This is a genomic window from Nitrospira sp. Nam80, assembly GCF_965152575.1.
Window position 1 is genome coordinate 613,897 of the sequence record NZ_OZ224216.1, and the last position, 18,289, is coordinate 632,185.

Consider the following 18,289-nt stretch of genomic DNA (forward strand, 5'->3'; position numbering starts at 1 on the left):
AGAGTCGTCGTCACGGAAGCGCCTGCCAAAAAAATCCCGCGAGCATATTGCGGATGCGCCGTAAACTTGATACAACTGCGGCCCGTGTCAATTGGTTTTGTGTCGGCGCGCGCGCTTGTGTATCGGCGAAAGCGACGCATGTGGCGTTGGATTGTGGTGTTGAAGGGAGAATGGAACGATGGTGCCAACACATATGTTTCTCACGAGGGGCGTCGGTGTGCACAAAGAGAAGTTGGCGTCTTTCGAGCAGGCCCTGCGCAGCGCCGGTGTTGCGTACTGTAATCTCGTCAGCGTCTCATCCATCCTGCCGCCGAATTGCAAAATCATTCCTCGCAAGCGCGGGGAAGGCCTGCTCCATCCGGGAGAAATTACCTTTTGCGTCATGGCCCGCTCCGATACCAATGAGCGCAACCGGCTCATTTCCGCTTCGATCGGGCTGGCGATTCCCACCGACCGCCACACGTATGGGTATCTTTCCGAGCATCATGCCTACGGCGAAACCGACGAGGAATCCGGCGAATACACCGAGGATCTGGCCGCTCAGATGCTGGCCACGACTTTGGGTGTCGAATTCGATCCCAATGTGGCCTGGAAGGAACGCGAGCAGGTGTTCAAGATGGGCGGCAAAATCGTGCGCACGTTGAACATCACGCAATCTGCGATCGGCCGGCCCAATCGATGGACGACGGTGGTGGCGCTGGCCGTGTTCATTCCATCAGAAAATCTTCCGAAAAGCGCGCGCCGCCGTTCTTAATGTGCTCTATAATAATGCTATAGCTCAGTCTATCTATAATTCCTCACTCCGTACTTCTAACTTTTTACTTTTTACGTTTAGCCATGTCTCTTCCCGCCGGCTGGCTCGGCCAGGACGATAATTTCCTCGGCATCGACGAACCGTGGTGTGATCCGCAACAGGCCGGTGTATATGTCTTGCCGGCTCCATATGAGCACTCATCGAGCTATGTGTTAGGGTCTGATCACGGTCCGTCCGCTATCCTTGAGGCTTCCCACCAGGTCGAGCTCTACGACGAAACGCTGGGCACGGAACCCTATCGCGAGTGGGGCGGTGTGGCGACGGCGGACTCGCTCGACTTGCAGGGACGTGTCGATGCGGCCGCGGTCGAAGCGATTCATGAGTTCGTCCATCCCCATGTCGGCAACGGCCGATTCATTGTCACGCTCACCGGCGAACATACCGGCGCCTTGGGAGCGATCCGGGCTCATGCGGCCCGCTATCCAGGGATGTGCGTCGTACAAATCGATGCGCACGGAGATCTCCGCCACGCGTACCAAGGCAATCCCTATAGTCATGCGAGTGTCATGGCCCGGGTCGTGGACGACGGCCTCCGGCTTGTGCAAGTGGGCATACGATCGATCAGCGCGGAAGAGGTGGAACGGATTCAACGCGATAGCAGGATCGCGACCTTTTTTGCTGCGCGTATTCTCGATCCGTCCGGCCCTTATGAAGGCAAAGCCTCTCGATGGGTGCCGGAGGTCGTCGCGGCCTGCACCGGACCCGTGTATCTCACGTTCGATTGCGACGGCCTCGATGCGTCACTGGTTCCGGCGCTCGGCACGCCGGAACCCGGCGGGCTGGGATGGTACGATACGTTGGCGCTGGTGACGGCCCTGGCGCATGGACCCGGCATCGTCGGCATGGATATCAGCGAGATCGCCCCTATCGAAGGATTCGTGGCTCCGCAATTCAGTATCGCGCGATTGATTTATCGGATGTTGGGCCGGATTCGTATGGGCCGCCGGGTCCACTGAGGCGCGTCGAAGGGCGGCCGGCTGATTGCTCGTGATGTGACGCGTCAAAGTGCGAGTTGGTGATGTCGTCATTTGGTGAAGTGCCTACCTTGCGAAATCACTGCATCCCAGAATCCGACTTTCTTGGCCTGCCTCATTAGGAACGTTGTGCTGGTCTATTCGGTGCACAACAACCATGCGCATCAACAAATTTTTCACCCAGCAAGGCATTTGTTCCCGGCGTGAAGCAGACCGCCTGATCCAGGACGGCCGGGTCACCATCAACGGACGAACTGCGCAGCTGGGTGATCAGGTGGGCCGCCATGATGTCGTCGCCCGCGACGGGCAGATTATCGAATGGGGCAATACGCCGGTTTATATTAAGTACCACAAGCCTGTGGGGGTGACGACGACCAGCGAGTCCCATGTCCGCCGAAACATCATTGACGAGATTGGGCATCCGGCCCGCATCTTCCCGATCGGCCGGTTGGACAAGGATTCATCCGGGCTGATTCTCCTGACGAACGACGGCGATATCGTCAATGCCATCCTGCGTGTGGAGCACGGCCATGAGCGGGAATACCATGTCGAAACCGATCGTGATTTTGACCGGGCCTTTTTGGCGCAGATGGCGGCCGGCGTGTTGATTCTTGGGAAGAAGACACGCCCGTGCCGATTGCACCGGCTTGGCCCCAAGCGGTTCAGCATTGTGCTGACGGAAGGACGGAACCGGCAGATTAGGCGTATGTGCCGGAGTCTTGGCTATAGGGTGACGGCTCTCCATCGCGTCCGGATCATGCATGTGACCATAGAGGGGCTTGAACCGGGGAAGTGGAACGATTTGCGGGATGACGAGCGCAATGGGCTATTCGCCGCGTTGGGAAGGAAGGGGGAGCAAGTATGATGTGGTGATCGTACTACGATCTATTCGTTCGTCAGCCTGAGCGCGGGGGATGGACCCGCCGCGGCTCCCGCCGAACGCGGAGCCGGTTCGGCGCGAACCGGCTCCGAACGGATCATGCGCGGTTCCGAACCGGATTGAGAGGATTGGCGTGATAAAAACAGGTTCAGCAGGGCGATGAAGAAACTTCCTCCGACCAAGATCGCGCTGGTCGTTCGAATCGTCCTTGTCCCTTCATCCCGCATGTCCTTGGCGACTTCAGCCACCGTCTCCAATAAACGGTCCAACGCAAGGCTGATCTGAATGATCTTCGGGCCCGCATTGTCGGCTGCATGGATTTCGGCTTTGCGGCGCAGCTCGGCTCGCTCCGACGGGGATGTCGCGTTCCACTCCTGATTGAGCAATTGGATCGTCTTGCTCGCGGCGTGGAAGTATTGGTCGAGGCTCTCGCGAACGGCTTGGATATCCTTTTCCTCGCTGCGGCCGCTTCGGGATACGCGCAGGCTGGCGGCGGCATAGCGATCGACCGCATGTTGAATTCTGGCCCGCTGCGCGGGCAGTGACTCCGTGATCCGTTCGAACTCCTTCTTGCTTTCCGCTTCCAGCGACCGGATGATGATATTGCGATAGCGCATGGCGTCGGCGGAGATATGGGCGATGTCGGCCGCGCCGAGGGTATATTCGGTGTGGATGATTCGGAGGTCCTGATCGATCTGGCTCAATGCTTGGCCGCTGATCCAGCCGAGCCCCGCGATCAACAGGCTGATGATGAGTTGAGGCGTGCGCGGCCAGGTGAACCGAAATCGCGATGCGAGTTCCACGGAAAGTTCCTCAATGCTGCCCAACCGGGCGGATCCAGAGGCCCAATTAGTGTATCAGAATGGTACGGGAGAAAGAAATCGGCCTCAATCCAGAATAATCCGCCGGTCCACATGGGGAGAAAGGTTCGGATCATTGGAGACGAAAATCACCGACCAAGGCTCTTCCTTGCTGCAGACCCGTCTCAGGATCGTCTCGCGCATGGCGGGCTGCATGTTATGGAGGAAACCGTCAAAAATAAGCAATTGCGGGCGCCCCAGTATCGCGCGGGCTACGAGAATGCGGAGAATATGGGTCGGGGCAAAAACCTTTCCCGATGAACGCACGTCTGTCTTCAGACCTTGGGGCAGGGAGTCCACCTCTTCCTCCAGCTCGGCAAAGCGCAACGCCCATTGGACGTCGCTGTACGGGACATAGGAGCGGCCAAGGACGATATTTTCTTCCAGCGTACCTTCGAACAACGACAATTGGGTATCGAGGATGTACCCCCGATATCGGTTCAAGGCATCCAGATTGAGGTGCCGGAGATCGACGCCGTTGTAACGAATGACGCCGGAAGTCGGCGACTCAAGCCCGCCTAGCATCCGCGCCAGCGTGGTCTTCGCCATCGCAGAGCCTGCATAGATGGCGATTTTCTCCCCCGGAGTCACTTCCAGGTTGAAGTTCTCAAAGATAGGCGAAATCCCGGCCGGCGCAAATGTGAGGTCCTTGCATGTTACTCTGATCCCATGGACGGTCGGGTCCGGAAGAGACAAGGATAAGGTGGCTGCATCCTGATCTTTCGGCAGCGAGAAAAAAAAGTTCAGTTCGTTCAAGGCCGTCATGAAATAATAAATGTGTCCCATGCGTTTGACGATCCCGTCGAAGTTGATCAGGATGCCGCTGACCACGACCTCGGCCGCGACAAATTGACCGAGCGTCAACTGGCCGATGCCGAGCAGCCATCCCGCCGTCGCAATCAGTCCGCCGTGCGCGAGCGCCTGCCATCCAAGGGATCCGATGTATTGGCGGAGCAGCACCGCGAATCTCGATCGACGGGTCTCCAGATAGGTGTCGATCAGCTGGTCGGTCTTATTGATCAACAACGATTGGCTATCCGTCGATTTGAAGTGCAATAGGTTGTAGGAGATTTCTTGCAGCCAATGGAGCATGTCGTATTTGGCGTGGGACATGCTCAAATCCGCTTTTAACCCTCCCTGGTTCAAGAGAAAGAATACAATATTGAAGCCGGCCAGCAGCACCGCGTTATAGAGCAAGAAATACGGATGGTAGAACACGAGGATGGTCATGCCCACGAACCCGCCGACGATGACGTTGATGAAATCGATTAGGAGGACGGAGACGGCCCGCTGCATAAAGATGGTTTCGGCGAACAAATTGGCGTAGCGAGGTTTGAAGCCATGGAAACGCAGCCGCGGCAGCTGCTGCGTCATCGCAATGGCGACCCGGGCGAACAGCCGGCGCTGCAGCACATCGACGGCATAGTATTGAAGCGCGCGGAATGCGCCGACCAGTAACAGGGCCAAGATCATGATCACGGCGAGCGTGACGATCGTGATGGGCTGGATCGCGAAGGCGAACGTGTTGACCAGTTCTTGTACCGTCAAAGGAACGATGAGCGAAAATAACCCGATGGCAATCGAATAGGAAAAGATCAATCCCAGGACATGCCGTTCAAGCCGGAAAAGAAGGCCGACAAAGCCAAGGCCCGCCTGAAAAAGATTTGAAGGAGGACTATCGGGTGCCGTTTGTGCCATGTCTCATGCCAAGCGACGCTCGCGCCCGCTTCATTCGCGGGCTAAGCAAGGCCAAAAAAACGGGCAGGGCGAGTGGTCTGACCCGACCCATCAACCCTATCAGAGCGACATGGAAAATACCACTATTTGGACACGTTAGTGCCGATTCGATAATTCACCGGGACTGCGGCGGGCATGGCTTTGGCCCATGTTCCTCTTGCCCACTGGTACAAGGCCAGGGCTTTTTGATAGTCCGCTTTTGCGCGCACCAAATGGATTTCCGAATCGACGGAGTTTCGCTCGCGAAGATTGACGAACAACACACTCGTCGCGCCGAGCGAGAATCGGAATCGTTCGCCATCCTCCAAGGTCTTGGCCATTTTCAGTGACTCCGTGGCGACGGCGACCCGTTCCTTTGCCCGTTCGATGGCGGAAAAGGCATTATCGACATCCACCACGACCTGCTGTTCCCGGAATTTCTGCACCAAGACCAACCGATCGGCTTGGGCTTGGGCTTCCAGGACTTCGCCCCGGCTGCGGCGTTGGAGGATCGGGATCTTCAGTTCCAGCCCAAACCGATAGCCGAGGCCGAGGACGAACTTCTCGGGATTGCGGGCCGGAGCGGCTTCCGCATCCAAGCTCGGCAAGAGATTATTCTTGGCGAGTTCCAGATCGATATTGTTGACCTTGGCTTCAATGTCGATTTCCCGGATCTCTGGCCGGTCCATTTTAGCCTGGCGTTTGTCGGCCGACACCATCTCCGCATTGAGACTCGCCGACTGCGGAGGAAAGTCCGGTGCGCGTTCCAGTTGAGGCATGGTCGGCGCATGGTTTTCCCATAAAAACATCGAGAGCTTGTACTGCTCCTGCTCGACGGCCCGCTGGGCGGCGATGTAGACCTCGCGGCGTCGCTGGACTTCCTGTCCCGCTTCCACCACGTCCAAGGGTGCGACGGCGCCCGCTTTGGCGCGGCCTTCGACCTGCTTATACCGGTCATCGGCCACGGTCATGGCGCGCCGTTGCACATCGGCATACTTCACCGCGGCAACCCAATCCCAGAACTGCGTGGCCGCCGCAAGAAAGAGATCTTGGCGGGTCTGCGCGATTTTCACTTCCGCCCGCGGGTCCGCCAACTCGGATCGTTGCAGCTCGGCATTCTCGGGATTGATCATCAGGCCGCGGAGCAAGGGGAAGAATCCGCCCACCAGCACTTGATTGTTTCCGTTATTGAAACCCAAGTCGGGAATTCTGGCCGGGCCGTTGATGACTTCACGAATTCCCGCGCTGCCTCGGAAGCCCCAGGGGTGTCTGGCTTCGATCAGCGTATCGTTGAAACCGACCGATCTCGTTTCCTGTGTTCCGGTGCTGGGAATAAATCGCTCGATCTCCGTATCGTTGATTAAGATCGGCTCAAAGGCGCCCAGCGCTTTCAACATCTTGCCGCGGGCCGCTATCTTTTCCGTCCCCGCTCCTTTCAATAAGGGGTGCGAGCGGTCGATCCAGGCTAAGACTTCGTTCACGGAAAGGGGAATCGGCGGGAGGCCTCTGGTTCTCGATTCGTCTGCCGCGGCGGCATGAGCCGGTGCTCCTTGCCACAACATGAACGTGACGCCCATGCACAGGGCGAGACACACCATTCTCCTCATAGACACCATCCTTTCTGATTGCTGGAGATATGTTGGAACAGCGGGATACCCGTCGCCGACAGGCGATTACTTCGCCCCTCGCCCTGCTTTGGGCAAGAGCGTATCGATCAAGCTCGGCGGTCGTTCCTGGTAATCGGGCGGGAACAGGTTGAACCGTCGCCAGAGTTCGTACCAGAGCGGCACACGGTTGAGAATGACCCACCCCATGGCCTTGGTCCCCTGGCGAACATGTTCTTGCGGTGGCCAAGGGCGCTCCTCAGGATCCGGCACGACCCAGAAACGGAAGTTCCCCTTGCCGTCATCGACTTGGTCGATGACTTTAATGACACCGCCATAGGTCCCGGCCATGAGTTCCGGCCAGGCGGGCAGGGGAATGGCCGGAATCCCATAAAAGAGAATGCGCACTTTGCGACCCACGTTCAGCAACGGCGCATCCAGGCCGTCCGCCACCATTTCAATCGCTTTGTCCCCGCTGGTCGGCGAGATTCGGACGAGCTTTTCTCCGGGGCGAACCGTCTCGCCGACGCCGGCTTGAGACATGCGCACGACGGTGCCGTCGGTCGGGGCCAGAATCCGGCCGGCCATTCTCCGCTGGGTCGCGTTGGATTGGCGAAGCGACACATCCGCCAATTGATCCGCTGCGCGCGCGGCCTCGGCAAAGGCGCCTTCGCGGGCGGCTTCCGCGTCGAGCAGCCGTTGGAGCACTTCCGCGTTGACCTGCTCGCGTCCGAAGCTCAGGGACTTCATTGCCTGCTCGGCCCCCTTCAGATTCGCTTGAGCTGCGCTGAGATCTGCTTTGGTCGCGATTGCGCCCTGGATGCTGACCTCCAGTTCGCGTTGCGAGACCAGCCCCTGTTCGGCCAGCTGCCGGTGGCGGTCTACGTTGAGTTCGGCGGTCGCGACCGCGATTTGCGCCGCTTCAACCTTCTGGCGGGCTTCCCGGATCTTATTGTCCGCTTCCTGCACCTTGGCGCCTGCCGATGGAACCGCCGCCTTGACGAGGTTTTGCATTTCCTTGATACGTTTGTCCAACTGATCGGCGCGCGCGAGGGCGGCTTTGCGATTGTCTTCCAGCGCCTTTTTTCGTTGCTCGAGAAACGCCAGCAGATCGGGTGCCATGTAATTCGGATCATAGTCATCCAATTCGAGGATGATATCTCCCTGCTTGACGCGCACGCCTTCCAGAATGTGCCATTTCTTGATCCGCCCGGTGATCTGCGCTTCCACGTCCTGCGGGCGTTCATAAGGTGTGTAGGCGGACAGCTGGCCGGTGACCGTGATGGTCTGCGTCCAGGGCACAAAGGCGATGATCAAGGCGAACAGCAGAACGAGCTTAATGGCAAGACGCGAAGAAAAGCGCAGGCGTTCGGGGATTTGGACCGCTTCCCACGACCGGAGCTTGCTCGATGTGGCGAGATCGTCCACCGCGATCTCATCCAGCCCGGACGGCTGGCTGACGAGGGATTTCACTTTCGTCCTCAAACCGTCGCCAAGCCGTTGCACGCGCCCCTCCAGCAAAGTGTCTCGGCGAAGAAGCGAATCTATCATAGTCATTTCCGTGAGGGCGGTCAATTGAATGTCCGCTTGCGTCCGCAATCCCGCTTGACCCATGGGTGGAGAAGGTCTAAGTTCACCGCCACGTACAGTCTACAATGGGAGAGACATGACGGATACGAGCCGAATGGGACGGCCTTTGGTCGGCGTAGTAGGAGGGAGCAAATCCGACTTCCCTGTCCTGGAGAAGGCAGTCGGGTTACTAAATGAACTCGGAATCGCCAATGAATTACTGGTGGTGTCGGCCCATCGCACGCCCGATCGCTTGTTTGCCTATGCCGAACAGGCTCCGGATCGCGGCGTGCAGGTCATCATCGCCGGAGCGGGGGGCGCCGCCCATCTCCCCGGCATGCTGGCGGCGAAGACGCATGTGCCGATCATCGGCGTGCCCATTCCGACCGAGCAACTCCGCGGGCTCGACTCCTTGCTCTCGATCGTCCAGATGCCGCGCGGGATCCCGGTTGCCACGGTGGCGATCGGCGGAGCCGAGAACGCCGCGCTTTTGGCCGCCCAGATTCTGGCATTGAGCCATGAAGACATTCGCAAGCGTCTTGTCGTGTTCCGCGAAACGCAAACCCGGACGGTGCTCGAGCAGCAGGATGATTCCCGCCTGTCTCCCCCTTTCCTCTCTACCGGATCAGCGCGGAAGAGTCACAAGTTGTGATCGTTGCTCCTGAACAGGTCGTGGGAATGCTCGGCGGCGGGCAACTGGGGGCCATGTTCGCTGCGGCGGCTCGAAGGATGGGTTACCGAGTGGCGGTCTGGGATCCGGACCGCGATGCACCGGCCCATCGATGGGCCGATCATTCCTTTCCTTCCGCATTCGATGATGAGGTCACGTACGAGCGATTCACGAACCTGGTCAGCGTCGTGACATACGAATGGGAGAATATCCCGATCCGGCTCTGCGAGCGGTTGGAAGAACGGAAGCCGGTCCGACCGGCCGCGCGGATTCTGCGGGTAATCCAGGACCGCGTTGAACAGAAGAGCTTTCTCCAGGCTCATGGGTTCCCCGTCCCGGCCTTCAGGGTGATGACCTCACCGGAACAACTGGCCCAAACTGTCGGGAATCTGCACTATCCCTGCATCTGCAAAACCGCTACTTCCGGGTATGATGGCAAAGGACAATGGAAGATCGCCGACGAAAAGAACCTCCGTCTGGCTGAAGCCGAGTTGCGCGCGACCGCGCGTCCGGGCTCGCGATGGGTCGTTGAACAGTTTCTCGATTTCGAACGAGAGCTTTCGCTGCTGGTGGTTCGAGGCGCCGGCGGCGACATACGAGTCTATCCGCTGGTGGAGAATCGCCACGAGGACGGCATCCTGCGGCAAACAACGGTTCCAGCCGACCTGTCCCGCGGCGTGGCGGCGAGGGCGACGGCCCTGGCGGAGCGGCTCGTGTCGGCCCTGGAGGGTGTCGGCCTGTTTTGCCTGGAGCTGTTCCTGATGGGGGACGGCGGGCTCTTCATCAATGAAGTGGCGCCTCGACCTCATAACTCCGGTCATTACACGCTCGATGCTTGCACGGTGTCTCAATTCGAACAGCAGGTTCGAGCCGTGTGCGGATTGCCGCTGGGGGAGGTCCGTTTGTTGAGTCCCGCCGCGATGATCAATCTTATCGGAGATGAGGTGGAGAGAGTGCGGGCGGAGCCGGAGCTAAGGGAGCTTCTCGCTGTGCCGGGGGCGGTGCTGCACCTCTATGGGAAACGGACGGTCCGCGCGAGACGGAAAATGGGCCATCTCACCTTTCTCGCTTCCTCGCGAGAGATTGCCGTCGCTCAAGCCGATACGTTTTGTGCCCACTTGGCTCGCTCTGCGGCCCTCTCCTTGAAGCAGCCGTAAGACGTCCGTGTAAACATCAGCGCCAATGGGTATGCCGGGCCGGCGCAAAATAGCGGACATCCGGACGTTTGAAAAACCCGATCAAGGCCATCCCGGCGATGAATCCGCCCACATGCGCGAAGAATGCGACTCCGCCTCCTTGCGATCCCAAGCTTGCGCCGCCGCTTAAGACCTGCATGACAAACCAGAATCCCAGGACAAAACCGGCCGGCACATAGGCCGTCCCGATGAGCGGTGCCAGCAGGAGCACCCGCGCTCGGGGGAACAACAGGAGGTAGGCTCCTAAAATCCCCGAGATGGCGCCGCTTGCTCCCACCATCGGCATGGCGGAAGCGGGATCCGTCACCGCGTGGGTCAGCGCCGCAAGAATGCCGCATGCAATATAGAAGAGGATGAATTTGCCGTGTCCCATCACGTCTTCAATATTATTGCCGAATATCCACAGGTACAGCATATTGCCGAAGAGATGCATCCAACTGCCGTGCAAAAACATGCTCGTCAGCAACGTGGCGGCGGGAGGAGTCGGGGCCCATTCGCTCGGCGGAACCGCGTGGCCGAACAGCAGGGCTGGGATCGCTCCGTATTGGAAGACGAATAGTTCCCCGAGACGGGGCGGCAGCGAACTCTGGTAGAAAAAGATCACCACGCAGGCCACGATGAAACTGATCGTGACGACCGGGGTGATTTCGGTGGGGTTGTCGTCGTTCAGCGGCAGCATCGGGACATAGAGTGCAAGATGCCGGTGCAGTTATGTGACGAGGTGCGGGAGCCTCGGATTGTCCGGAAGAGACCCATCCGCCTGCAACGGAATTGAAAACCCGGCCGCGTGTGTGTGGCCGCCTCCACCGAACGACGAAGCAATCGCCCCCACATCCGTGCCGTCTTCCCGCGATCGCATGCTGTAATAACGCCGACCGTTGCGATCATGCCAGATGATGCAAAACGGATGAGTCGCGGACAGGCGTTCGCCGATCTGGCTCGTGAGAATCGCGCTCTGTACGGCAGGCACGACGGCGCCCTCGAAGCTGACAAGGCGCGAGTGGGCGGCGAGTTTGGTCACCAACTCGTTTTCGTAGCGGAGGATCGCGCGGCCTTCCCGCTCCAACTCACGCTCGTTGAACGAGTTCCACAGGTCAAAATCATACGGATAGGAGGCCAGCGCCGCGCTGATCTCCCGGCTGGCGGGCAGCTTCCAATGCCAGAGATCCTTGTCCTCGATATATTGCAGCAGCCAAGGGACCGGTTCGTCGTGCGCCCATTGCCAGGCCAGAACCGCCCCGGATCGTGTCTGATCGAAGTAGGCGTAGGGCAGATCGGACAGGGCTTGCTCGGCCGTGATGTGATGATCGAGAACCAGCAGGCTCGTCGCTTCTTTGGCGAGGCGTTCAAGCACCGAGCGCGGATAGCTGAAGTCAACGATGACGATTCGCTCTCCGCCTACGTCTACCGGCGGTGGTTCGCCGTGTTTGACCGCCACGAATCGAGAAGCCGGATACCGTTTCCAAATGGCCCAGGCTGCTCCGAACCCGTCGGCGCATTCGGCGTGGTAGAGCACGAGCGTGGGCGGGTCGGGGAAAATCCGGCGGCATCTTGCGGCGGTCATCGGCCCAGCATAGCACGAGCGACGGCGCGGACTAAAGGCGGAAGCGTGATGAAAAAGCCGCGGCGTGGGAAACAGCCGGACCGTCAGGCTGCGTCAGGAAGCTGATTCAAATGATCGATCAACTGCCGCAACCGTCCAGCGCTGCGCCGGTTGAACGAAAACACGACGCGCGACAGGTCTTTCAGCGCCGGTTCGTCGAGCTCCTCAGGAAGCGGTCCCCGCTGTTCGAAGGCGCCCTCCGTTAACAGATCCTTAAACTCGCTCTGCAAATTGTCCAGTTGCCGGTCAGAAAGCGGATGCTTGATCCGGATGGTCAGTTGCCGGCCCACGAAGCGGATCGAATGGTAGCGACTGTAAAAGGTCCGGATTTCTTCCACTGCTTCTTCAACGTCGCGCACGATCTTAAACAGGCTCAAGTCTTCCCGGTTGATCAAGCGACGCTCGAGCAATTGTTCCGTGATGAAGGAGTACCAATGATCCCAGTAATCGCAGGTCGGCGCCTGGAGGCACACGATGGGCTTAGGGTCGCTTTTGCCCGTCTGGACCAGCGTCAGGATCTCGAATCCTTCGTCATGGGTACCGAACCCGCCGGGAAAGAGAGCGATCGCATGGGATTCTTTTTGAAACATCAACTTCCGCGTAAAGAAGTATTTGAACGTGACGAGTTTCGGATCGTCGGCAATGATGGCATTGGCGCCCTGTTCGAACGGCAGCATGATATTGACCCCGAAGCTATGTTCGCGGCCCGCTCCCTCCTGTGCGGCGCGCATGATGCCGTCCGCGCCGCCCGTGATCATCATGTACCCTTCCTCGACCATCCGGCGGGCGAAGGTGAAGGCCATCTGATAATTAGCATCGTCCGGGCTGGTCCGCGCGGAGCCGAATACGCTGATTTTGGCGCGGTCCCGGTACCCGCGGAACACCCGAAACGCGTGGCGCAGTTCCTTCAGGGCCCGGTTGACGATCTTGAGGTCCAGCAAGTCCAACTGGGTATCCAACAGGCGGAGAATTCCGCTGAGCATTTCCTTGACGAGCGCGGCTTGCACGTCGTCATCGGGACGGTCCAGGAGGAGTTTCACTTGGCTGAGAAGTTCGTCTTTGGTAGGAGCGGGCCGATTGCGGGACGGCACGGTTTTCATACAGGTTCCCTCCAATGTGGGCGTTTCCGAGCTAAAATTCTACCAGTGAGGGAAAGTGAGGTCAAAACGGCTCTGCAACGATCAGCCCGCATGGGTCATACAGAAGCGGGCTAGGTGAGGTCGGTCGTCCGCGATGAATGCTGGAGTACCCAGGCTCGGATTTTGGCTTCTTCCGCGGACGGAAGCGGCGCGAACTGAATATCGAGAGCGGACGCCAGAGAGCCGGCCTCCCCGTCCACCAAGGGCTGCGGTTCGTATCCGCTGTTCACGATCGTGCCGCGCACAGAAAACGGCGTCGGAATACCGCCGAGAGAAAAATTCAGGATGACGCCGGTGCCGGGCAGCAATACCGTGCTGCTTTCCACCAAGGCGCCGATGGGGCTCAACTGTTTGATGACGGCTGCGTGTTTGGCGCCTTTCCCGTCCCCGTCGCCCACCCGAAGCGTGGCGTCCAGGCAGGTGTCGCAGCGCTTGGCCGCCAACATCACATCGCGGGCCGTGAGAATCCCTACGGGCTGATTCTGCTTGGTCACGATCAGGAGTGAAGCTCCGGTAGACGCCATCAGGCTGGTGGCCTCCTCCGTAGCCTGATCATATTCGATCGAATGGACCGGCTGGGACATGATGGAGCGCACGGCGGTATCGTGTGGCTCAAGCCCATGCGCGACGACTTTCGTCACAATGTCCGCGGAAGTCATAATGCCGAAACTGACGTCGCTGTCCTTGACGAGAAGGCAAGGGATATGCTCCCGTTCCATCACGAGTGCCGCCTCGCTGACCGACACATCACCCGGGATTTGAACGACGCCCGGCGTCATCATATGCGCCACCATAGAAAGTGAAGAATGAGGCATTGTGCCACGCGGCATGTAAGCGACCTTGCTCATGGCTCAGCGCTTGGCTCCGCCGCGAGAGAAGCTGCCGGTCTCGCTCACCAGCCAACGCATTGTAACGAAGTATACCAGATAGGACACGGCGCCTCCTTCAGCCCTACGGCCTTGTCAAACCTTAGCGCAGCCGAATAGACTACACAAGCAATCGACTCGTATGGTAGGTCAAAATTAGTCCAAGATGGCGGATGTGCAAAGTGAATTCGAAGAACGTGGCGGATTGATCGCGCCGCACGGCTTGGGCCTGTCGGTCGACGTGTATACTCCGGATCTCGTCGAACTCGATACGGCGCTGCGCCGCCGTGGCCTCGCAGCGGATTACTATGAGATCTTCCAAGCGGCGATCCCGGCCTTAGCGCTGATCCGGGATCGCCTCCCAGATCGCCGGCTGGCCTACCACGGTGAAGGCCTCTGGATTACCCAGCCGGACTTTTCTTCGAGAAAAGGCCCCGCGTCCTTGGTGCCGGAGGTCTGCGCTCAGCTTCGTACCATCCGGAGCGGCTGGCTCAATATCGAATGCGCGGCGAAACAGATGGCAGGCCGCTCGTTCGGGACTTATCTACCTCCTTTATATACCGAATCCGGCGCCCTGGTTGTCGCCGAGAATGCGGCGATATTGCAGCGGCAACTGGATCGTGATTTTTCAGGTTGCGGCCTTCAATCACCGCTCTTGCTCCTGGAAATGCCGCCGCTCACCTATTTCTCCTGCGGCGCTCTACCCATTCCTGAATTTTTTTCGAAAATTGTGGGCCGCACGGCCTGCGGCCTGGTCCTCGATATTGGCCATCTTTGGACCGTGTATCGTTACACGGGCGCCTGGAGATATCACTCAGTCGAACGCTATGTCGGCGAGTTTTTAGCCGGTTTCCCCTTGGAACGAGTCGTTGAAATCCATGTGGCAGGTTTGGCGCCGCATCCATGTGAATCGGACGTCGGCGACCACGAAAAACCGGCAGGCATGCTGCCGAGATGGATCGATGCTCATGGAGCCCCGATCCCGGCCTTGTTGTTTGATCTCTTGGAACAGGTATTGAGCACCGGGCGCTTTGTCAATTTGAAAGGAATCGCGCTTGAGGTTGATACCAAAGACATTTCGCTTGTCATATCCGAGTACCAAGACTTTCGTAGCCGGTTTGGATCGATCGCAGCCGGACTATTCTCGGAAACGTCCTCCACCGGAACTATGGCTCGTGCAGTCGATTCAAGAAGCGACGCGGCATATCAGTTGTTTGCCTCACAAGAGCGAAAGACCGCGCTCGCTCAAGACTATGCGCAGTATGCCGCGGTCGTGACCGGTCGGGAGGGGATTGAATCTCGGCGCCCAATTCTCGAGCCCGGGGATCAACAGGAAGGGTTGGCTTATTATCGGCAGGTCTACCTTCCCTATGAAATTCTGCACTGGGGCGGTGAGTTGCACGATATGTTTCCCCGGACTTTTGAGGTGATCTTTCAGAGCCATGTAGATATGAATGACTTTGTGGCCTTCTGGTTTAGCCGGCCTCGCCCCGCACCGGCTCCCTATGACTTCTTTTTATTAAAGGTCGAATACTTTGTGGAGTTCGTGGCGACCATCATGCCCGATGCCGTTGCCGTGGCTTCGAAAGAGGCGGAAGAGTTGCGGGCTGCCTATGACGCGGCGAATCGCCGGGCCGGCTTCGAGGAGATCACGACGTGAGTTTCTGGTCCACGCTTCCACGGCCGATCATTGGATTGGCGCCGATGGACGGAGTCACGGACGCCACGTTTCGGCGCATCGTCGCGACGCAAGGCCCTCCCGACGTGACGTTTACGGAATTTACCCATGTCAGCGATATCAGCCGCGGACCCGAGTATCTTTTGGGTTCTTTGGTCTACAGCGAAGTCGAACGGCCGATCGTCGCGCAGATCTACGGCAAGGAGCCGCTCCTGTTTTATCAAGCAGCTCATCTGGTGTGCGAGTTGGGCTTCGACGGATTGGATATTAATATGGGTTGCCCGTCGCGCAATGTCGCCTCGTCCGGTTCCGGGGCCGCATTGATCAAGACCCCGGAACTGGCCCAAGCCATTATTCGAGCGGTGAAGCAGGGGATTCAGGATTGGGCCGCGGGACAATCGCTGGAGTCCGCAGGGTTGAAACGATCGCGAAGCGAAGCCATACGGCGCATGAATGAAGAGCGAGGCAGCGTTCCGATGATCGGCCGCCGCCCGCTCCCCTGGTCGGTGAAGACGCGCCTTGGCTGCGATGCCGTAGTCATCGATCGATGGATCGGACACCTGCTGGAGGAACGGCCGGCAGCCATCACGATCCATGGCCGTACGCTGGCGCAGATGTATCGGGGTGAAGCCGACTGGAGCGCCATTGCGGCCGCCGCCGAACTCGCGCGGGGTACGGATACGGTGATCCTCGGCAACGGGGATGTGCGCAGCATGGAAGACGCAATCCGGCGCGTGCGTGAGAGCGGTGTGCAGGGCGTGCTGGTCGGACGTGCCACACTCGGCTCGCCCTGGTTCTTCCGACGGAAGGAATTGGTTCGTAAGGCTGCCGTAGAGCAGGCAGGCGGAGAAGCGGAGCCGACAAGGGACCTGGTTGATGAGCCGGATGTCCGCGAACGGTTCGCCGTCATGCTGGACCATGCCAGGCAATTCGAGAAACTCGGCGGGCCCGAGCAGTTCCAGCGGATGCGCAAGCATCTTGGATGGTACTGCAAAGGGTTTCCCCATGCCGCGGCCATGCGAGCCCGCATGTTCCGCGCCTCCAGTGTGCGTGATGTGGAAACGACGATGACGGAGTTCTTCGGCTGCGATTTCGTGGCCACTCTCACCGAGCGATCCTGTTCCGCCGGCCTTCCCGCCTGATCCCACGCATGCGACTCATTCTTGCCTCGACTTCTCCCCGTCGGAAAGAGTTGCTCGCCTTGCTCGGGCGTCCATTCGAAGTCTGCGCCCCGTCGTTCATCGAACGATTGGATGCCCGCCGTCCGGCGGAAGCGCAGGCCAAGGAATTCGCGTTGAATAAGGCCCTCTCATGCGGGCCGTCGTGTCCCGAAGATCTGATCGTCGGAAGCGACACGGTCATCGCACTGGGTGATGAAGTCATCGGGAAACCTCATGATCGCGCAGACGCCGAGGCAATCCTGCGTCGCCTGATGGGCAAGGAGCATCGGATTTGGACCGCGGTCGCGGTGGTATGCGAACGTCAGGGGATCCGAGATATCGCGGCGGACATGGTGCGCGTCCTCATGACACGATGGGACGACGAGCGGTTGGCGGCCTACTTGCAGACCGGGGAAAGTATGGGCAAGGCCGGCGCCTATTCCATTCAAGGCGCCGCCGGTGACTTGATCGAACGGATCGATGGTGATTTTACGGCGGCAGTCGGCCTGCCGCTGCGCCTCTTGGCTTCATTGCTCGCCGCTCGCGGACTTGGCCCGTTGGTCGATGTGGAGACGTTGTATCGCACGCGGCCTTATCCAAACTGGCACCGCTTCGGACCTTAACCACAACAGGCCGACATGATCGGCGCCCGGATTGCGCTCTGTCCGAACGTGGACGGTTGATCGCGATTGTCGCAATCCGAGACGCGGCATCGCGCAAGATTGAAAAGGGGTGGGTCATCCCTTACAATGCGGCCCATTATCCGGCGTAATGTCCGAGGAGGTCCTCATGCATGGTGTTGTCGGAGCAAACAAGCAAAGCCGGCTCATGCCGGTGAGCGTGGCATTGTGTCTGGTCGCGATGATCGTCGTATCACGGCAGCCTGCCGGGGCCATCGATGTCCAATTATCAATCGAAGAGGCCAAGAAGGCATTGGAAGCCGGCCGCGCGCCGATGGAAAAGGCGAGCACGCCGGAAGACGTGAAGAAAGTGTTGCAGCAGGCTTCGCTGGCCACCCGGGTGGGAGCCGATCCGGAGAAGGAACCATGCGGCGCGAGCGCGATCCTGCGGACCAAGCGCTACCGGCTGGAGGCGTTCGGCCGCCAGGAAGCGGCGGAATCCAAAAAGCAAAAAAAAGACATCCGCATGCCGGAAGAATTCATTCAAAAAGTCATCGATATGCCGAATATGGAAGTGGAAGTGCAGCTTTGCGGAGATGATGAATACTTCGCCGAAAAGGCGGACCTTGTGTTTCAGCAGAAGGGAAAAAACATCCGGCCGATCGACATCAGCCCGGCCGACCGGGGTAGAAAGAATGACGGCGAAGGCCCCGGCTATCGATCCCGATTCACCGCCCGTTTTGCGTACGATAGTTTCGATCCCAATGCGAAAACCGTCGTCGTAGTGACTCTTCAGGACGGGCAAGAGATCCGATTCGACGCCGACTTGTCCAAAGTCAGGTAACCCGACATGTGCCCCGGATTTGATTCGGCAGCCTGAGACGCAAGGCTTGGGGCTGCAGTCGCCTCTTGCAGGAACGGTCGCGATGCCGCGGCCTCT

Annotated in this window: 17 protein-coding genes; 9 read left to right on the plus strand and 8 right to left on the minus strand. The window is 59.1% G+C overall.

Annotation, left to right across the window (positions count from 1 at the left end):
* Positions 1 to 178 precede the first annotated feature (178 nt).
* The 3 genes from ACWGXE_RS02945 to ACWGXE_RS02955 all read left to right on the plus strand — a co-directional run bounded on the left by ACWGXE_RS02945 (position 179) and on the right by ACWGXE_RS02955 (position 2,653).
* Entirely contained in the window at positions 179 to 754 is a 576-nt protein-coding gene (locus tag ACWGXE_RS02945; protein ID WP_447601184.1) for a pyruvoyl-dependent arginine decarboxylase, read from the plus strand.
* 83 nt (positions 755 to 837) lie between these two features.
* On the plus strand, positions 838 to 1,770 hold the full coding sequence (gene speB / locus ACWGXE_RS02950) for an agmatinase (protein WP_447601185.1): 933 nt from the start codon (positions 838 to 840) through the stop codon (positions 1,768 to 1,770).
* A 175-nt stretch (positions 1,771 to 1,945) separates the two neighbouring features.
* Positions 1,946 to 2,653, plus strand: coding sequence for a pseudouridine synthase (locus tag ACWGXE_RS02955; protein WP_447601187.1), 708 nt, complete (start codon positions 1,946 to 1,948; stop codon positions 2,651 to 2,653).
* Between the two features lie 20 nt (positions 2,654 to 2,673).
* On the opposite strand, the gene ACWGXE_RS02960 is transcribed toward ACWGXE_RS02955, so the two are convergent.
* From ACWGXE_RS02960 to ACWGXE_RS02975, 4 genes are all read right to left on the minus strand, one after another.
* Entirely contained in the window at positions 2,674 to 3,471 is a 798-nt protein-coding gene (locus tag ACWGXE_RS02960) for an MCP four helix bundle domain-containing protein (protein ID WP_447601189.1), read from the minus strand.
* Between the two features lie 84 nt (positions 3,472 to 3,555).
* Positions 3,556 to 5,226, minus strand: a complete 1,671-nt coding sequence (locus ACWGXE_RS02965) for an ATP-binding cassette domain-containing protein (protein ID WP_447601190.1) — start codon at positions 5,224 to 5,226, stop codon at positions 3,556 to 3,558.
* A gap of 122 nt (positions 5,227 to 5,348) precedes the next feature.
* On the minus strand, positions 5,349 to 6,851 hold the full coding sequence (locus ACWGXE_RS02970) for a TolC family protein (protein ID WP_447601192.1): 1,503 nt from the start codon (positions 6,849 to 6,851) through the stop codon (positions 5,349 to 5,351).
* 66 nt (positions 6,852 to 6,917) lie between these two features.
* The gene (locus ACWGXE_RS02975) at positions 6,918 to 8,354 is read right to left on the minus strand and encodes an HlyD family secretion protein (RefSeq protein WP_447601193.1); all 1,437 of its coding nucleotides are present in this window, start codon (positions 8,352 to 8,354) and stop codon (positions 6,918 to 6,920) included.
* A 160-nt stretch (positions 8,355 to 8,514) separates the two neighbouring features.
* Here ACWGXE_RS02975 and purE point away from each other — a divergent pair, with 160 nt between their 5' ends.
* Positions 8,515 to 9,069 carry a 5-(carboxyamino)imidazole ribonucleotide mutase gene (gene purE, locus ACWGXE_RS02980; RefSeq protein WP_447601195.1) on the plus strand — a complete coding sequence of 185 codons (555 nt, stop codon included), beginning with the start codon at positions 8,515 to 8,517 and terminating at the stop codon, positions 9,067 to 9,069.
* Positions 9,066 to 10,244 (plus strand): 5-(carboxyamino)imidazole ribonucleotide synthase, encoded by a 1,179-nt coding sequence (locus ACWGXE_RS02985; protein WP_447601197.1) that lies wholly within the window; start codon positions 9,066 to 9,068, stop codon positions 10,242 to 10,244. The genes purE and ACWGXE_RS02985 overlap by 4 nt, the downstream gene beginning before the upstream one ends.
* A 16-nt stretch (positions 10,245 to 10,260) precedes the next feature.
* On the opposite strand, the gene ACWGXE_RS02990 is transcribed toward ACWGXE_RS02985, so the two are convergent.
* The 4 genes from ACWGXE_RS02990 to ACWGXE_RS03005 all read right to left on the minus strand — a co-directional run bounded on the left by ACWGXE_RS02990 (position 10,261) and on the right by ACWGXE_RS03005 (position 13,807).
* Positions 10,261 to 10,962 carry a rhomboid family intramembrane serine protease gene (locus tag ACWGXE_RS02990; RefSeq protein ID WP_447601199.1) on the minus strand — a complete coding sequence of 234 codons (702 nt, stop codon included), beginning with the start codon at positions 10,960 to 10,962 and terminating at the stop codon, positions 10,261 to 10,263.
* 30 nt (positions 10,963 to 10,992) lie between these two features.
* A complete protein-coding gene (locus tag ACWGXE_RS02995) occupies positions 10,993 to 11,847 on the minus strand; it encodes a phosphoesterase (RefSeq protein WP_447601201.1) in 855 nt (284 codons plus the stop codon).
* A gap of 83 nt (positions 11,848 to 11,930) precedes the next feature.
* On the minus strand, positions 11,931 to 12,986 hold the full coding sequence (locus tag ACWGXE_RS03000; RefSeq protein ID WP_447601202.1) for an LOG family protein: 1,056 nt from the start codon (positions 12,984 to 12,986) through the stop codon (positions 11,931 to 11,933).
* Between the two features lie 110 nt (positions 12,987 to 13,096).
* Positions 13,097 to 13,807, minus strand: a complete 711-nt coding sequence (locus ACWGXE_RS03005) for a CBS domain-containing protein (RefSeq protein WP_447601204.1) — start codon at positions 13,805 to 13,807, stop codon at positions 13,097 to 13,099.
* Positions 13,808 to 14,066: 259 nt separating this feature from the next.
* On the opposite strand from ACWGXE_RS03005, the gene ACWGXE_RS03010 reads away from it, so the two are divergent.
* The 4 genes from ACWGXE_RS03010 to ACWGXE_RS03025 all read left to right on the plus strand — a co-directional run bounded on the left by ACWGXE_RS03010 (position 14,067) and on the right by ACWGXE_RS03025 (position 18,193).
* The gene (locus ACWGXE_RS03010; RefSeq protein WP_447601206.1) at positions 14,067 to 15,551 is read left to right on the plus strand and encodes a multinuclear nonheme iron-dependent oxidase; all 1,485 of its coding nucleotides are present in this window, start codon (positions 14,067 to 14,069) and stop codon (positions 15,549 to 15,551) included.
* Entirely contained in the window at positions 15,548 to 16,711 is a 1,164-nt protein-coding gene (locus tag ACWGXE_RS03015) for a tRNA dihydrouridine synthase (RefSeq protein WP_447601207.1), read from the plus strand. Before ACWGXE_RS03010 ends, ACWGXE_RS03015 begins: the two co-directional genes overlap by 4 nt.
* Positions 16,712 to 16,719: 8 nt before the next feature.
* Complete coding sequence (locus ACWGXE_RS03020; RefSeq protein WP_447601209.1) at positions 16,720 to 17,352, plus strand: Maf family protein; 633 nt, start codon at positions 16,720 to 16,722, stop codon at positions 17,350 to 17,352.
* A gap of 166 nt (positions 17,353 to 17,518) precedes the next feature.
* Positions 17,519 to 18,193, plus strand: coding sequence for a hypothetical protein (locus ACWGXE_RS03025; protein ID WP_447601211.1), 675 nt, complete (start codon positions 17,519 to 17,521; stop codon positions 18,191 to 18,193).
* The last annotated feature ends 96 nt before the right edge of the window (positions 18,194 to 18,289 follow it).

Excerpts from the sequence above, each read along its gene's own strand:
- ACWGXE_RS02995 (WP_447601201.1), bottom strand. The coding sequence starts at position 11,847 with ATGACCGCCGCAAGATGCCGCCGGATTTTCCCCGACCCGCCCACGCTC.
- ACWGXE_RS03000 (WP_447601202.1), bottom strand. The coding sequence starts at position 12,986 with ATGAAAACCGTGCCGTCCCGCAATCGGCCCGCTCCTACCAAAGACGAA.
- ACWGXE_RS03025 (WP_447601211.1), top strand. The coding sequence starts at position 17,519 with ATGCATGGTGTTGTCGGAGCAAACAAGCAAAGCCGGCTCATGCCGGTG.
- ACWGXE_RS02965 (WP_447601190.1), bottom strand. The coding sequence starts at position 5,226 with ATGGCACAAACGGCACCCGATAGTCCTCCTTCAAATCTTTTTCAGGCG.
- ACWGXE_RS02970 (WP_447601192.1), bottom strand. The coding sequence starts at position 6,851 with ATGAGGAGAATGGTGTGTCTCGCCCTGTGCATGGGCGTCACGTTCATG.
- ACWGXE_RS02955 (WP_447601187.1), top strand. The coding sequence starts at position 1,946 with ATGCGCATCAACAAATTTTTCACCCAGCAAGGCATTTGTTCCCGGCGT.
- ACWGXE_RS03020 (WP_447601209.1), top strand. The coding sequence starts at position 16,720 with ATGCGACTCATTCTTGCCTCGACTTCTCCCCGTCGGAAAGAGTTGCTC.
- ACWGXE_RS02990 (WP_447601199.1), bottom strand. The coding sequence starts at position 10,962 with ATGCTGCCGCTGAACGACGACAACCCCACCGAAATCACCCCGGTCGTC.
- speB (WP_447601185.1), top strand. The coding sequence starts at position 838 with ATGTCTCTTCCCGCCGGCTGGCTCGGCCAGGACGATAATTTCCTCGGC.
- purE (WP_447601195.1), top strand. The coding sequence starts at position 8,515 with ATGACGGATACGAGCCGAATGGGACGGCCTTTGGTCGGCGTAGTAGGA.
- ACWGXE_RS02945 (WP_447601184.1), top strand. The coding sequence starts at position 179 with ATGGTGCCAACACATATGTTTCTCACGAGGGGCGTCGGTGTGCACAAA.
- ACWGXE_RS03005 (WP_447601204.1), bottom strand. The coding sequence starts at position 13,807 with ATGATGACGCCGGGCGTCGTTCAAATCCCGGGTGATGTGTCGGTCAGC.